Source organism: Tepidiphilus margaritifer DSM 15129 (genome assembly GCF_000425565.1).
Taxonomy (GTDB): domain Bacteria; phylum Pseudomonadota; class Gammaproteobacteria; order Burkholderiales; family Rhodocyclaceae; genus Tepidiphilus; species Tepidiphilus margaritifer.
In genome coordinates this window covers 210,043-224,820 of sequence record NZ_AUDR01000015.1, presented here as the reverse complement: position 1 = coordinate 224,820, position 14,778 = coordinate 210,043, and the positions used below count along the sequence as shown (strand labels likewise).

Sequence of the window (14,778 nt, the reverse complement as noted above, 5' to 3'; positions counted from 1 at the left end):
AGGAAACGCTAGACGAGGAAGGGATTATGCGCGCGCTCTTCGCCGAAGGTCGACATCGGCCCATGCCCCGGCACGAAGCGGACGTCGTCGCCCAAGGGCAGCAGCTTGGTGAGGATGCCGGTGATGAGCTGACGGTGATTGCCGCGGGGAAAATCGGTACGCCCGATCGAGCCGGCGAAGAGCACGTCGCCGACGAAGGCGAGCCGCTCGTCGGGTGCGAAGTAGACGACGTGCCCCGGCGTGTGGCCAGGGACGTGGAGGACTTCCAAGGCGTGTTCTCCTACGGATACCGTGTCACCTTCTTCGAGCCATTGATCGGGCAGGAACGCCTCGGCTTTGCCAAAGCCGAAGGTGCGGGCCTGCTCCGGCAGGGCCTGCAGCCAGAAGCGTTCTTCTTCCTGAGGACCGATGATGGGGATTCCGCCTAGGCGCCGGGCGAGCTCCGGGGCGCCGGCAGCGTGGTCGATGTGGCCGTGCGTGAGCAGGATCTGACGCACGTTCAAGTTGCGGGTGCGGATCGCCTCCTCGATACGCTCGAGGTCCCCGCCCGGATCGATGACGGCGGCCTCACCGGTGCGGTCGCACCACAGCAGCGAGCAGTTTTGTTCGAACGGCGTGACGGGAATGACGAGGACGTGGAGCATGGTGACGATCCGCGACGGAAGATGCCGCTATTGTAGCGTGGCGCGTACGCTCACGCAGCGCCCGGGTAGAGCCAGGAGCAGATGAAGACCGCCGCGGCCACGCCGGCCAGATCTGCCGCTAGCCCCGCGGCGATGGCGTGGCGCATTTTCTTGATGCCGACGGCGCCGAAATAGACCGCCAGCACGTAGAAGGTGGTCTCGGTCGAGCCCTGCAGCGTGGAGGCGAGCCAACCGGCATAGCTGTCGGGACCGACGTTTGGGTCTTTGAGCAGATCGGCGAGCAGCGCAAAGGCGCCGGAGCCCGATAGCGGCCGCAGGAGGGCCATGGGCAGTACTTCGGCGGGCAGCCCCAACGGCCCGGTGATCGGCGCGAGCAGCGAGACGAAGAAAGGAAGGGCGCCGCTCGCGCGCAAGAGCGCCGTGGCCGCGAGGATGGCGACCAGATAGGGAATGATGCGCAGCGCCACCTGGAAGCCGTCTTTGGCGCCGTCGACGAAACTTTCATAGACCGCCACGCCACGCGCGAGTCCATAGACGAGAAAGCCGACGATGAGGGTGGGCACGATCCAGGCCGAGACGATCTGGCCATGGCGGACGCTGGCGACGATGAGGGCGAGGAAGGCAATCGCCGCCGTCCATCCGGCCCAACGCGGCAAGGGGGGGAGTGCGGCCTCTTCGTCTGCTTGGGTAGGCTCAGGCATTGCTGCCGGGGCGATGCGCGGCGCAGGGAAGAAACGCGCCAGCAGCGGCGTGAGGAACACCGCTACCAGGGTGGCGCAGGTGGTGGCGAAGAGCGTGGTAGGCAGAATGGCGGCCGGATCGCTGCTGCCGGCGGCCGCGCGCAGGGCGATCACCCCCGTGGGCAGCAGTGCCAGGCCCGAGGTGTTGATCGCGAGGAAGCGCACCATGGCATTGGTGGCCGTTCCGGGATGGGGATTGAGTCGGTCGAGTTCCTGCATGGCGCGGATGCCGAAAGGCGTGGCCGCGTTGCCCAGTCCCAGGAGGTTCGCCGAAAAGTTCATGATCATGGCGCCCATGGCCGGGTGCTGTGGGGGTACTTCGGGAAAGAGCCGGCGCATGAGGGGAGCGATGAGCCGGGCCGTGGCGGTGAGCAGCCCTCCCTGCTCGGCGATCTTCATCAATCCGAGGAAGAAGGCCATCACGCCCACCAGGCCAAGGGCGAGTTCGACGGCGGCGCGCGAGGCGTCGATCACGGCCTTGCTCATGGCCATCATCACGCCCGGCGTGCCGCTGAGCTCGCGGCCGGCGCCAGTCGCGAAGGCGATCAGCAAAAAAGCGGCGAAGATGCGGTTCATGCGGAAGATATCAGGAAGAAGAATCCAGGGTAACGGCGACCCGGCGTCGTTCGGTACCGCGCAGGACTTCGAGCGTCACGCTATCGCCAGGCTGATAGCGTTCGAGCACGTCGAGCAGGGTGTCGGCATCGGGGGTGGGAATACCGTCGATGGCCACGATCAGGTCGCCGACGATGACGCTGCCTTCGGTGACCGGCACGAAGGGTTTGAGCCCGGCACGCGCCGCCGGACCGTCGGGATCGACGCGCAGGAGGGCGACGCCGGGCGGCAAGCCCAGCGCCTTGTTGAAGGCGGGAGAGGCGGCGGCGATGCCGAGCACGGGGCGGCGGATGCGTCCCTCGCGGATGAGCCGCGGCACGATGCGGTTGACCTCGTCGACGGGGATGGCGAAACCGATGCCGGCAGAAGCGCCGCTGGGGCTGTAGATGGCGGTATTGACGCCGATGAGCCGGCCGGCGCTATCGAGGAGCGGCCCGCCGGAGTTGCCGGGGTTGATGGCCGCGTCGGTTTGGATCACGCCGCGGATGGTGCGGCCGGTGACGGATTCGATCTCCCGGTTGAGCGCGCTCACCACGCCGGTGGTGAGGCTTTGATCCAGCCCGAAGGGGTTGCCGATCGCCAGCACTTTCTGCCCCACTTTGAGTCCCTTGCTCTCGCCGATGGGGATGGGGTGTAGGCGTTCGGGCGGAGCGTCGATGCGCAACACGGCGAGGTCGCGGTCGGGATAGGCCCCGACGAGTTTGGCGCGCCACGTGCTCTGGTCGGCCAGAGTGACCCGGGCCGCATCTGCGCCCTGGATGACGTGGAAATTGGTGACCACGTGCCCGGCCTCGTCCCAGACGAAACCGCTGCCGGTTCCCTGAGGGATTTCGAGCACGTTGAGGGTGAAGAGATTGAGCGCCTGGCGGGCGGTGGTGATATGGACCACCGAAGGCGAGGCGAGGGCGAAGACTTCGACGGTGTTGCGCTCGTCGGCGGTGAGCTCGCCACGCGGGGTGACGGCGCGCGGTTGGGCCGGGGTCGTTCCGGCGGTCTTCGCAAGCAGCGTGCCCAGCGAGGCGGCAAGCACGATGAAGAGCAGCGAGAGCAGCGTGAAGCGATGGGCGGAGCGCATACGGCGGGTTCCCGACGGTGCGAAGCGAACATTGTACGGGAAAGGGCGGATGCAAGGGGAGCGAGGAGGTAAAAACGGCGGCCACGCGGGCCGCCGTCGGGCAGGAGATGAAGAAAGGGCTCAGCCTTGAACGGTGATGCGACGGGTTTTGGCGGTCTCTGCCTTGGGCAGCATGATTTTGAGCACGCCGTCGCGGTATTCCGCCTTGGCATCCTCGGCTTTGACCGGCACGGGGAGCGCAATGACGCGCTGGAATCGGCCGTAGGCGCACTGCATCAGGCGATACTGCCCTTGCTTTTCCTCGCGCTCGAGCCGTTTTTCGCCGCGAATCACGAGTTGGCCGTCGAGCACCTCGACTTCGAGATCCTCTCGGTCGAGCCCGGGAATCTCGACACGGACTTCAAGGGCCTCGTCGGTTTCATAGATGTCGGCGCCGAGCACGGCCCAGCGCACGCTTCCAGCCGGTGCCGGCAGATTGGTCGAAGCGCTTTTTTCGTCGTTGCGCTCGCGGGGCTGGAAACGGGTGAGCGCACCGGCAGCCCGTTCCCACAGCTGACGCCAACCCTCCATCAGATGCTCCCAGCTCTGGCCGAGGCCGGATTTCCATTGCTCCAGTACCGAACTCATACTTCGTCCTCCTCTGCGTCAGACGAAGGCCGAATCAGCCAGCCTGCACCGTGATGCGCTTGGGTTGAGCCTGCTGATGTTTCGGAATGCGCAGCTCGAGTACCCCTTGATTGAGCTTGGCCTGAATGCCGGCGGTGTCGAGGTCGCGCGACAGCGTGAAGCTGCGGGCATAACGCGGTGCGCGGACTTCGGCGTAGATCGGCTCCATGCCCTCGCTCACCGGAATCGACACGTTGCCTTCGATGGTGAGGGTGTCGCCCTCCACCTTGATCTCCAGCGAATCGCGGCTCACGCCGGGCAGGTCGGCCCACAGGGTGATGCCGGTTTGATCTTCGATGATGTCGACGCGCGGCACCGCGGTCGGGACGCGCTGGGCTTCCTGGGCGGTGACGTTGGTGCCGGGGCGGGTGGTGACATTGGTTTCAGCCATGGTCGTTCCTCCTTTCGCGATCATTTGATTTCGATGCGGCGCGGTTGCAGATGGGCTTTGCGCGCGATGCGCAGCCGCAGCACGCCATCGCGGTAGGTTGCTTCGACCTTGTCCGGATCGAGATCCTCGGACAGGCTGATGGTGCGCTTGAATCGTCCGGCGAAGCGCTCATTGGCATAGACCGTCACTTGATCGTTTTCCGGGATCGACGAGGGGCGCTCGCCGGCGATCGTCAGCACGCCTTGCTCGAGCGTGACCTCGAGCTTGGCCGGATCCACGCCGGGTATGAAGGCATACACTTCGACCGCTTCCGGCGTGCGGCCGATGTTGATGGCGGGATAGACGGTATCGAGCGCTACTTCACGAATGGCCGCCGGCCAGCCGCTCCACAGGCGGTCGAGTTCGCGTTGCAGCCGGTCGAATTCCTCGAACAGGTTGGTGGGAAAGAGTGTCGTGACCATCGTGCTGCCTCCTTGAATGTCGTCCGGACATTTCCGTCCGGCATTGGGACCAACGATGAATGCGTGTGTTGCGTTTATTGGTATAGGTTGTCTCGGTGGGAATTTCAAGGGCCTTGTCGAGGGCGGTAGGTGGTACTTCGTTGCGTCGCGCTTGTAATTTCCCGCACCGCCACCAATAATGTGAAAGCCCGGACGGGATGGTGAAGCCGTGCCGTCCGGATCGCATTCATCGGCTGTTCGGAGGCGGTACGGAATGAAGTTTCGCGACTACTACGAGATTCTCGGCGTGCCGCGCACGGCCACGGCGGAGGAAATCAAGAAAGCCTGGCGTAAGCTCGCGCGCAAGTACCATCCGGACGTGAGCAAGGAGCCCGACGCGGCCGAGCGCATGAAAGAGATCAACGAGGCCTACGAGGTGCTCTCCGATCCGGAGAAGCGCGCCGCCTACGATCGGCTGGGAGAGCACTGGCGTCAGGGCGAGGACTTCTCGCCGCCGCCGGGCTGGGATGCCGGCTTCGAATTCCGTGGGGCGCCGGGCGGCGGCCCTTTCGAAGGAACGGATTTCTCCGAGTTTTTCGAGTCGCTCTTCGGGCGCATGCACCGTGGCACGGGCGGGGCGCGCCAGCGTCGTACCGGCGGCTTTGCCTTGCGCGGCGAAGACCACCACGCCAAGATCCTCATCGATCTCGAAGACAGCCTGCATGGCGCCACCCGTTCCGTGACCCTGCGTGTGCCCGAGCTCGATGCGTCCGGCCACGTGGTGCTGCGTGAGCGCACCCTCAACGTGCGCATCCCCAAAGGCATCCGGGCGGGGCAGAAAATCCGGCTCGCCGGGCAGGGCGGCCCCGGGGTGAACGGCGGTCCGCCGGGCGATCTCTACCTGGAAGTGGAATTCCGTCCTCATCCGCTCTATCGCGTCGAGGACAAGGACCTCTACCTGACGGTACCGGTGGCGCCGTGGGAAGCGGTGCTCGGTGCCAAAATCCAGATCCCGACACCAGAAGGACCGGTGACGCTCACCATCCCGCCGGATTCGCAGCACGGTCGCAAGCTGCGCCTGCGGGGCAAGGGGCTGCCGAGCGACCCGCCGGGCGATCTCTACGCGGTGCTCCAAGTGGTGTTGCCTCCTTCGAGCGATCCAAAGGTGCGGGAGCATTTTGCGGCGATGGCGCGCGAGGTGCGGTTCGATCCGCGCGCGCGTTGGGGCCGGTGAGGAGGAGCAGGAATGAACGCGGCGATCGTGGTGTCGTGCGAATGGTTGGGCGGCGAGCGCTGGCTCACGCTCGAGGAGCTCGCAGTGGCGGCAGGGGCATCCCCTTCCTTCGTGCGTGCGCTGTGGGAAGAGGGCTTGATCGAGGCCGGCCTGGTCGAGGCGGGTGCGCCACGATTCGAAGGAATGGCCCTGGAGCGGGTGCGCCGCATGCGCCGCCTGATGCGTGATTTCGAGGCGAGTTTCACCGCGGCGGCGATGATGATGGAGCTCATCGACGAAATCGCCCGCTTGCGGCGCCTGCTCGATCGTGCCGGCATTTCCTGGCGCGATGAACCCTGAAGGGGAATGGCATGAACGAAGAGCAATTGCGCAAGTGGAACGTCGGTTATTGGTTGATCGCCATCGCTTTGCTGCTCTTTCTGCAAAGCCAGTGGCAGGCGGTCAATACCGTGGAGACGGTGTCCTACTCCGAATTCGAGCGGGCACTCGCGGAAGGTCGCGTCTCCGAGGTGATCATCGGCGATCGGGTGATCACCGGCCGCCTCAAGACGCCGGACGGGAACAAGGTCGCTATCGCCACGGCGCGGGTCGAGCCGGATCTGGCGGCGAGGCTGGATCGATACAACGTTCCCTATACCAGAGTCATAGAAAATACGTTTTTCCGCGACCTCCTCTCGTGGGTGGTCCCGGTGCTCGTCTTCTTTGCCCTGTGGTACTACGTGTTCCGGCGCGTGATCGAGAAGCAGGGCATGGGCGGTTTCATGTCGATCGGCAAAAGCCGCGCCAAGGTCTATGTCGAACACGACACGGGGGTCACGTTCGACGACGTGGCCGGCGTCGATGAAGCCAAAGCCGAACTCCAGGAGGTGGTGGAATTCCTGAAGGATCCGGCACGCTACGGTCGGCTCGGGGCGCGCATGCCCAAGGGCGTGCTGCTCGTGGGGCCGCCGGGAACCGGCAAGACGCTGCTCGCCAAGGCGGTGGCCGGCGAAGCCAAGGTGCCTTTTTTCTCCATCACCGGCTCGGAATTCGTCGAGATGTTCGTCGGCGTGGGCGCGGCGCGCGTGCGTGACTTGTTCGAACAGGCGCGTAAGCACGCTCCTTGCATCATCTTCATCGACGAGCTCGACGCGCTGGGGCGCGCCCGCGGCTTGTATCCCGGTTTCGGCGGGCACGACGAGAAGGAACAGACGCTCAACCAGCTGCTCGCCGAGATGGACGGTTTCGATTCTTCTTCGGGCATCGTGGTGCTGGCGGCCACCAACCGTCCCGAGATCCTCGATCCGGCACTGCTGCGGCCCGGCCGGTTCGACCGGCAGGTGTTGGTCGACCGGCCCGACAAGAACGGGCGCTTGCAGATCCTGAAAGTGCACGTCAAGAAGATTCGCCTCGCGCCCGAGGTCGACCTCGAGCAGATCGCTGCCATGACGACCGGTTTCAGCGGCGCGGATCTGGCCAACCTCGTCAATGAAGCGGCCATCGTGGCCACGCGTCGGGGCGCCGATGCCGTGACCCTGGCCGATTTCACCGCCGCTTTCGAGCGCATCGTCGCCGGCCTGGAGAAGAAGACGAGGGTGCTGAGCGAGCGCGAGCGTCGGGTGGTGGCCTATCACGAAATTGGACATGCCTTGGTGGCGCGGGCGTTGCCAGGCACCGACCCGGTGCACAAAATCTCCATCGTGCCGCGTGGCATCGGTGCGCTCGGCTATACCCTGCAGCGTCCCTCCGAGGATCGCTATCTCATGACCCGCGAGGAGTTGCGCCACAAGATCATGGTGCTGCTCGGCGGGCGCGCTGCCGAAGTGCTCGTTTTCAACCGCCTGTCCACCGGTGCGGCGGACGATCTCATGCGGGCGACTCAGATCGCGCGCGACATGGTGACGCGTTACGGCATGGACGACGAACTGGGTTTCGTGGTGTTCGAGCAGAGCCGCCCTCGTTTCCTCGACACTCAGGTCCCCGCGCCGGGCGAAACCTTGGGGGTATCGGAAGCGCTGCACGAGCGCATCGACGCAGCGGTGCAGCGCATCGTGATGGAAGCCTTCGAATGCACGCTCGCCGTGCTCCGGGAGAACCGCGACCAGCTCGAGGCGGCGGCCCGGGAGCTGCTCGCCAAGGAAACCCTGGAGGAAGAGGACGTCGCGCGCTTGCTCTCCAACTTGCGCCGTCCTCCCTGCGTCGGGGAGGTCGATGTGGATGAGCCCGGTGCGGCAGCGGCGCACCCCGCGCCCGGGGCCACGGCGGCAGGTGACTCCCCGGCGGAGAAGGGATCCCCTGCCGGTACACCTTCGGCGGGAGTGCCACGAGATGGCTGAGACGCTGTGGTACGACGCGCTGGGCGTGCCGCACCGCCGGGCCCGGGGTACGCCGCGCATCGTCTCGCTGGTGCCCTCGCTCACCGAGACGCTCTTCGCTTTCAGCCTGGGCGAAGCGGTGGTGGGGCGCACCGGTTTTTGCATCCATCCCGCCGAGGTGCGAGATCTGCCCAAAGTGGGAGGAACCAAGGACGTGCGCCTCGAGCGCCTCTTCGCGCTCGAGCCGACACACGTCATTGCCAACGTCGATGAGAACCGGCGGGAACAGGTCGAGGCGATCGCTGCGGCCGGCATCGAGGTGATCGTCACCCATCCCTGCCGGCTCGAAGACAACGTCGCGCTTTTTCGCTTGCTCGGAGGGGTGTTCGACCGCGAGGAGGCGGCGGACTATGCCGTGCAAGCCTTCGAATCCGTCCTGGAACTCGCACGCACGATCGCTGCCTCCTTGCCGCGGGAGCGCGTGCTCTATCCCATCTGGCGCGAGCCGTGGATGACGGTGGCCCGCAGCACCTGGATCTCCGCCATGCTGGAGGCCGTGGGTTGGCAGACCTGGCCCGCAATCGAGGAACCCCGTTATCCCGTGATCGACGAAACGGCCGTTCGCCACGCGGGCATCGCGCGCGTGCTGCTGCCTTCCGAGCCCTATCGCTTCACCCAGGACCACGCCGAAGAGATTCCCCGCTTGCTCGGAGCTGAAGTTCCGGTGACGCTCGTCGATGGCGAAATGGTGTCGTGGTACGGCACCCGCGCCATCTCGGGTCTGTGCTATCTCGCCGCCCTGCGCCAGGATTTGGCCGAGTCCCTTTCTGCCTGAGCCCTTTTTGCCGTCATGGATGCCTCGCGGGATGATCTACCGCCACAGAGGGTCGTTTGCGGTCATTCATTTTTTGAATGAAATCGAGAATGACTTGCAACATCGTTTTCATCGTGTTATCGTCGTCGCCATTCCGTGATCCCCGGAGGCGCCGATGCTCGTTCCTTTTTTCATCATGCTGCGTGAAGGGATGGAGGCCGCCCTCATCGTCGGCATCGTGGCCGGCTATCTTTCCCGAACCGGTCGTTCTCGCTGGCTTCCCGCGGCCTGGGCCGGTGCCGGACTCGCCGCGCTGTTGTGCCTGGTCCTGGGAATCGCCCTGGAGCAGGCCAGCGCCGAGTTCCCCCAAAAGGCCCAGGAGCTCTTCGAGAGCCTCGTCGGTTTGATCGCCGTGGTCCTGCTCACCTCCATGGTGTTCTGGATGCGCAAGGCGGCGCGCTCCATCGGGACTGGGTTGCGCCAATCGGTCGATGCCGCCCTCTCGTCTGATCGTTCAGGGCTGGCGCTGGTGGGTATGGTGTTTCTGGCCGTGGGGCGTGAAGGGCTGGAGTCGGTCTTTTTCCTCCTGGCCGCGTTCCAGCAGGATGTCGGACTTGCCGCTCCACTGGGCGCCGTTCTCGGCTTGGTATGCGCCGTGCTGGTGGGGTGGGCGATCTATCGCGGCAGCCTGAAGCTCGATTTGGGGCGATTCTTTCGCTGGACCGGCGTATTCATCATCTTCGTGGCCGCAGGGCTGCTCTCCGGGGCGCTGCGTAGCCTCCATGAGGCGGGCCTGTGGAACGGCTTGCAGCAGATCGCTTTCGATCTCAGCGACGTCCTGCCCGTCGATGGTCCCGTCGGCGCCGTGCTTGCCGGGCTGCTCGGTTATCACGACACACCCTCGCTCGGGGAAGTGATCGTCTATCTCGCCTATCTCGTCCCCGTACTCACCCTGTTCTGGATTCAGGGCATTGGCGTGCGCCCCGCCGTGGCACGCGATTCGACGTCTTCTTCCTAAAAGCAAGGACTCATCATCATGACGAAACCCTCTGTGCTTCACCGTCCCCTGCGCTTTGTCCTCACGGGGTGGGCGGTTTCCTTGTCCTTGGGCGCGCTTGCCCAGGAAGCATCGCAGGCCGTTTCGGTCACCGTCACCGACAAGGGCTGTGAGCCGGCTTTGCTCACGGTGTCGGCCGGCAAGACGACGTTCAGCATCCGCAATGCCAGCCGACGTGCCCTGGAGTGGGAAATCCTCAAAGGGGTGGAAGTGGTGGCCGAGCGCGAAAACATCGCTCCGGGCTTCGTGTTGCCCCTCACCGCCACGCTCGCGGCGGGCGATTACCAGATGACCTGCGGTCTGCTGAGCAATCCCAAAGGGGTGATCCATGTGGAGGCGAATGGCCATGCACCCGTGGCGCAAGAATCCCCCTCAGCCATGGATCTCGTGGGCCCGATCGCCGAATACAAGCGCTACGTCAAAGGGGAGGTCGACGCTTTGGTCGAAGCAACGGGAAAATTCGTCGCTGCGATCAAGGCAAACGATCTTGTCAGGGCCAAGCGTCTCTACGCCCCGGCGCGACGTCATTATGAACGAATCGAACCCATCGCCGAGCTTTTCTCCGATCTGGACAAGCGCATCGACGCACGTGCCGACGATTACGAGGAACAGGAAAAGGACCCGAATTGGTCCGGTTTCCATCGCCTCGAAAAGGCGCTGTTTGCCGACGGAACGACCAAAGGAATGGGCCCGGTGGCGGATCGTTTGCTCGCCGATACGAAGGAATTGCAGCATCGCATCGATTCGCTCGTGATCACGCCGAAAGCCATGGTGGGTGGCGCGGCCGATCTCATCGAGGAGGTTGCCGCGACCAAGATCTCCGGTGAGGAGGATCGCTATAGCCACACGGACTTGTGGGATTTTCAAGCCAACGTCGAGGGTGCGCAGAAGATCGTCTCGCTGCTGCGGCCGTTGCTGCAGGCGCGTGATGCCGAGCTGCTTTCGCGGATCGATGCCAATTTCGGCCGGGTCGACACGCTGCTCGCCAAGTATCGCGAGGGCGAGGGCTTCAAGAGCTATGAGGCACTCAGCGAGGCGGATCGAACCGCGCTCAAGGGGCCCATCACGGCTTTGGCCGAGGATCTCGCCAAGCTGCGCGGTACGCTCGGTGTCGAGTAAGGGGAATGTCCATGGACTTCGTCGCTGATCTTCGGAGTCGCCGCCGTTTCCTGCTGGGACTGGGTACGGGGGCGGCCGCAACTTTGTTGCGGCCAGCCGCGGCGGCCGATCCTTCCGATCCGGTGTTCACGCAAAAGGAGGAATTGCGTCAGGAGCGACAACCTTTCTACGGCCTGCATCAGCCCGGCGTCGTCACCCCCCAGCCGGCCGCGGCGCTCTACGCCGCTTTCGACGTGCTGGCAAACGACCGACAAGGGCTGGAGCGCCTCTTTCAAGTGCTCACCGAACGCATCGCCTTTCTCATGCACGGTGGGCCGGCCGCCGTGGCCGATCCGGGATTGCCGCCACCCGACTCGGGCATCCTGGGACCGGTCATCCCACCGGACAACCTGACGGTGACCGTGGCCGTTGGCGACAGCCTCTTCGAGGAGCGGCGCTTCGGCCTCGCCGCCCTCAAGCCGCGTCATCTCCAGCGCATGCAGCGTTTTTCCAACGACCGGCTTGACCGGTCGTGGTGCCACGGGGATCTGTTACTGTCGTTCAACGCCAATACCGCCGAGACGGTGATCCACGCTCTGCGTGACCTCGTCAAGAATACGCCGGATCTCCTCGCGCTGCGCTGGAAGATCGAAGGGTTCCTGCCGCCGGATACGCTCAAGCGCCAGGGACGGGATACGGTACGCAACCTGCTCGGGTTCAAGGACGGCACGGCCAACCTCGATACGACCGATGCCGCGCTCATGGAGCGTGTCGTTTGGGTGGGGAAAGGGGGCGAAGAACCGGCGTGGGCTCAGGGCGGAACATACCAGGCCGTGCGGCTCATCCGTATGCTGGTCGAGCGCTGGGACCGTACACCGTTGCGTGAGCAGGAACAAATTTTCGGGCGGGACAAAGCCGAAGGTGCGCCCCTGGGTAAACCCCACGAACACGATCTGCCCGATTATGCTTCCGACCCGGAAGGCAAGGTCATCCCGCTCGACGCCCATATCCGCTTGGCCAATCCCCGTACACCCGGATCCGAGCGCAATCTCGTCTTGCGTCGTAGCTACAATTATTCGCGTGGTGTGGACAATGCCGGCCAGCTCGACATGGGACTCATCTTCACCTGCTTTCAAGCCGACCTCGCCGCCGGTTTCCTGACGGTGCAAAGCCGTCTCGATGGAGAGCCGCTCGAAGAGTACATCAAGCCTTTCGGCGGGGGCTATTTCTTCGTTCTGCCTGGGGTGCGCGAGCCGGGCGACTGGCTCGGACGGACGTTGATGGTGCAGTCAGCGTAAAGAGGACGAGCCGCGCGGCTCGCCCTCGCCGTGACGGCGATAGAGGAAAAAACCGAGCAGGGCCAGCAGGTCGGCAACCAGCATTGCTTCCGCCATCGGGAGGCCGTTCGCGCCGGGAAGGACGCCGACGCTGGCGCTAGCGAGCACTCCGAAGCCGAACTGGCTGGCCCCGAAGAGGGCGGCGGCCGCACCGGCATTGGCCGGGAAGCGGTGCATGAGCAAACCGACGCAATTGGCGCCCAGCAGCCCCGTCACGACCACCCCCATGAAAAGGAAGAAAAGCGCGAAGCGAACGTCTAGATCGAGAACGAAGAGGATCAGGAGCATGGATGTGGCGACGACTCCCGCGACGGCACCCAGACCGATGAGGGGCACGGCACCAAGGCGATGCACCAGCCGGCTGTTGAGGTAGTTGGCCAGGAGGATTCCCGTCGCGTTGCTCGAGAAGACCAGTGCATAGGCGGTCGAGGAGAAACCGTAATGCTCGATGAGCACATGAGGGCTGGCCGTGATGTAGGCGAACATGGCGGCGAAGGACATGCCTCCGGTAAGGAGCAGCCCCAGTGCCGGAGCGTCGCGCAGGATGCCGGCGTAAGCGGCAAAGGCGGACGCGAGGCGGACGTGTTGGCGATGCGATGGAGGCATCGTCTCGGGGAGGAACCGCCTTGCGAGCACGAGACTCGAGGCGCCCCATAGCAGCAGGGCGGCAAAGGTCCCGCGCCAGTTGCTCCAATGCAGGATCTGGCTGCCGATCAGCGGCGCGAGCAGGGGCGCGAGCGCCGTGACCATGGCCATGAGCGAGAGCTTGCGAATGGCTTCCATCCCCGGATAGACATCGCGCACGATGGCCCGCGACAACACCGAGGCCGCGCCACCGCCAGCGGCCTGCAAGAATCGCGCGACGATGAGCTCCTCTGCCGAACGAGCAAGGAGACAACCGATGCTGGCGAGGAAAAAGACCGCGAGCCCAGTGAGCAGGACGGGGCGACGACCGTACCGATCGGAGATCGGGCCGTAGAAGAGCATCCCCAGCGAAAACCCGGCGAGGAATGCCGTCACCGACCATTGTACTTTTGCCGCCGAGGCACCGAGATCGTGGCCGATCGCCGGCAGGGCAGGCAGATAGAGGTCGATGGCCAGGGGGCCGATGGCGGCAAGGCTTGCCAGCAGGGCAAGGAACCAAGGGCGTTCGGAGCGATTCGCTGGGGGCTGGGTCATGTGCGGCTCAGAAGCGGTGGTTCAACCCGAGGTAGAAGAGGCTGGTATCGCCCACCTTGCCGTCGGGGGCGTGACCGTTGTCGTCCTGACCGAGCGCGACAGCCTGATCCCGGCGCAGATCATCGTGATCGACCCAGGTATAGGCGGCATAGACGGTGGTTCGCTTGGAGAGCGGATGCAGATAGGCCACTCCCAGCGATTTGGGTTTGACGCTGCCGCTATCGCCCATGATGGCATTGCCGCCGTCGAGCTTGGCCTGGCCGTAGGCGAGGTTGAGCGTGTCTTCGCCCACCACGGGGATGATGAGGCCGATCTGCCAGAGCGTGACGTCGAAGCCGCTGGCGCCGAGCACGTCGCGGCCCTGCTGCCAGGAACCGGCAAGGGTGGCAAAGCCGAAGTCGTAGGCCGCGCCCAGCATCCAGTCTTTCTGGGTTTCGTCTTCGCGAGCGGGAGCCTTGCTCCAGCCGCCGTCGTATTGTGCCTTGTATTTGACGGCCTGGTAGATGGCGCCGATTTTCAAGGGACCGTTCTCGTAGCGCAGGCCGAGGCCGTATTTGTCGTCGTCGGTGCGCGAGGCGCCGTGTGCCTGGTCCGTTTCGAGGTTGCCGGCCGAGTAGATGGCGCTCACCCCGATGGTCTCGAATTCGCCGGTGTAACCGACGGAGTTGTTCCAGCGCGCCGGATCGTTGGGGGTGATCGTGAGGTTGGCGAGCTGCGAGAGCCAGTTCTGCGGGCTCGGGGTCATGCCCTGCAAGGCGTCGTAGGGATCGGTGAAATAACCGGGGGCATATTGACGGCCCAGGGAAAGCTGGCCGAAGGCGCCTTTGAGGCCGACGTAGGCTTGCTGGGTGAAGGCTTCGCTGCCGCCGTTGGCTTCGCTATCGGTCGAGCTCATGCAGCAGGATTTGCCGCTGTCGATGCTGAACCCTTCTTCGAGGACGAAGACGGCTTTGAGGCCGGCACCGAGATCTTCTTCGCCGCGAAGGCCGAAGAAGCTGTTGCCGATACCCCCGTCGTCGATCCCGGCCGTTTTGTCGCCCATCACTTTGCCGTATTTGAAAAAGGCATCGGCCGAACCATAGAGTTGTATCCCCGACTGGGCGAGCGCGGGCAGGCAGAAGAGGCTGGTGAGCGAGAGGGCGAGCGTTTTTTTGAACATCGTTGTTTTCCTCGTGCAACGGGGGAAGGGGCGGG

15 protein-coding genes are annotated in these 14,778 nt (G+C 64.7%); 7 read left to right on the top strand and 8 right to left on the bottom strand.

Going from position 1 to position 14,778, the window contains the following annotated elements:
• Positions 1-8: 8 nt before the first annotated feature.
• From H607_RS0105260 to H607_RS0105235, 6 genes are all read right to left on the bottom strand, one after another.
• Positions 9-644 carry an MBL fold metallo-hydrolase gene (locus H607_RS0105260; protein WP_028874566.1) on the bottom strand — a complete coding sequence of 212 codons (636 nt, stop codon included), beginning with the start codon at positions 642-644 and terminating at the stop codon, positions 9-11.
• A 50-nt stretch (positions 645-694) separates the two neighbouring features.
• Positions 695-1,960, bottom strand: coding sequence for a nucleoside recognition domain-containing protein (locus tag H607_RS0105255; RefSeq protein WP_028874565.1), 1,266 nt, complete (start codon positions 1,958-1,960; stop codon positions 695-697).
• 10 nt (positions 1,961-1,970) lie between these two features.
• On the bottom strand, positions 1,971-3,074 hold the full coding sequence (locus H607_RS0105250; protein ID WP_051240679.1) for a S1C family serine protease: 1,104 nt from the start codon (positions 3,072-3,074) through the stop codon (positions 1,971-1,973).
• Between the two features lie 120 nt (positions 3,075-3,194).
• On the bottom strand, positions 3,195-3,701 hold the full coding sequence (locus tag H607_RS0105245; RefSeq protein ID WP_028874563.1) for an Hsp20/alpha crystallin family protein: 507 nt from the start codon (positions 3,699-3,701) through the stop codon (positions 3,195-3,197).
• Between the two features lie 34 nt (positions 3,702-3,735).
• Positions 3,736-4,131, bottom strand: a complete 396-nt coding sequence (locus H607_RS0105240; protein ID WP_028874562.1) for an Hsp20/alpha crystallin family protein — start codon at positions 4,129-4,131, stop codon at positions 3,736-3,738.
• 20 nt (positions 4,132-4,151) lie between these two features.
• Complete coding sequence (locus H607_RS0105235) at positions 4,152-4,592, bottom strand: Hsp20/alpha crystallin family protein (RefSeq protein ID WP_028874561.1); 441 nt, start codon at positions 4,590-4,592, stop codon at positions 4,152-4,154.
• Positions 4,593-4,845: 253 nt separating this feature from the next.
• Between H607_RS0105235 and H607_RS0105230 the strand changes: the two genes are divergently transcribed.
• The 7 genes from H607_RS0105230 (at position 4,846) to efeB (ending at position 12,366) form a co-directional block, all read left to right on the top strand.
• Positions 4,846-5,805 carry a DnaJ C-terminal domain-containing protein gene (locus H607_RS0105230; RefSeq protein ID WP_028874560.1) on the top strand — a complete coding sequence of 320 codons (960 nt, stop codon included), beginning with the start codon at positions 4,846-4,848 and terminating at the stop codon, positions 5,803-5,805.
• A 12-nt stretch (positions 5,806-5,817) separates the two neighbouring features.
• On the top strand, positions 5,818-6,144 hold the full coding sequence (locus H607_RS0105225) for a chaperone modulator CbpM (protein ID WP_051240678.1): 327 nt from the start codon (positions 5,818-5,820) through the stop codon (positions 6,142-6,144).
• Between the two features lie 11 nt (positions 6,145-6,155).
• A complete protein-coding gene (gene ftsH / locus H607_RS11840) occupies positions 6,156-8,120 on the top strand; it encodes an ATP-dependent zinc metalloprotease FtsH (protein ID WP_083961948.1) in 1,965 nt (654 codons plus the stop codon).
• Positions 8,113-8,934: a helical backbone metal receptor gene (locus tag H607_RS0105215; protein ID WP_028874558.1), complete on the top strand. Its 822-nt coding sequence runs from the start codon at positions 8,113-8,115 to the stop codon at positions 8,932-8,934. The genes ftsH and H607_RS0105215 overlap by 8 nt, the downstream gene beginning before the upstream one ends.
• Before the next feature lie 154 nt (positions 8,935-9,088).
• Positions 9,089-9,931, top strand: a complete 843-nt coding sequence (gene efeU / locus H607_RS0105210; RefSeq protein WP_028874557.1) for an iron uptake transporter permease EfeU — start codon at positions 9,089-9,091, stop codon at positions 9,929-9,931.
• A gap of 18 nt (positions 9,932-9,949) precedes the next feature.
• Entirely contained in the window at positions 9,950-11,089 is a 1,140-nt protein-coding gene (efeO, locus tag H607_RS0105205; protein ID WP_037989616.1) for an iron uptake system protein EfeO, read from the top strand.
• A gap of 11 nt (positions 11,090-11,100) precedes the next feature.
• On the top strand, positions 11,101-12,366 hold the full coding sequence (gene efeB, locus H607_RS0105200) for an iron uptake transporter deferrochelatase/peroxidase subunit (RefSeq protein WP_028874555.1): 1,266 nt from the start codon (positions 11,101-11,103) through the stop codon (positions 12,364-12,366).
• On the opposite strand, the gene H607_RS11835 is transcribed toward efeB, so the two are convergent.
• Together H607_RS11835 and H607_RS11830 are read right to left on the bottom strand one after the other, a co-directional pair.
• Positions 12,358-13,584 (bottom strand): multidrug effflux MFS transporter, encoded by a 1,227-nt coding sequence (locus H607_RS11835; protein ID WP_051240677.1) that lies wholly within the window; start codon positions 13,582-13,584, stop codon positions 12,358-12,360. The genes efeB and H607_RS11835 overlap by 9 nt on opposite strands.
• Positions 13,585-13,591: 7 nt before the next feature.
• Positions 13,592-14,743, bottom strand: a complete 1,152-nt coding sequence (locus H607_RS11830) for a porin (protein WP_051240676.1) — start codon at positions 14,741-14,743, stop codon at positions 13,592-13,594.
• Positions 14,744-14,778: the final 35 nt, after the last annotated feature.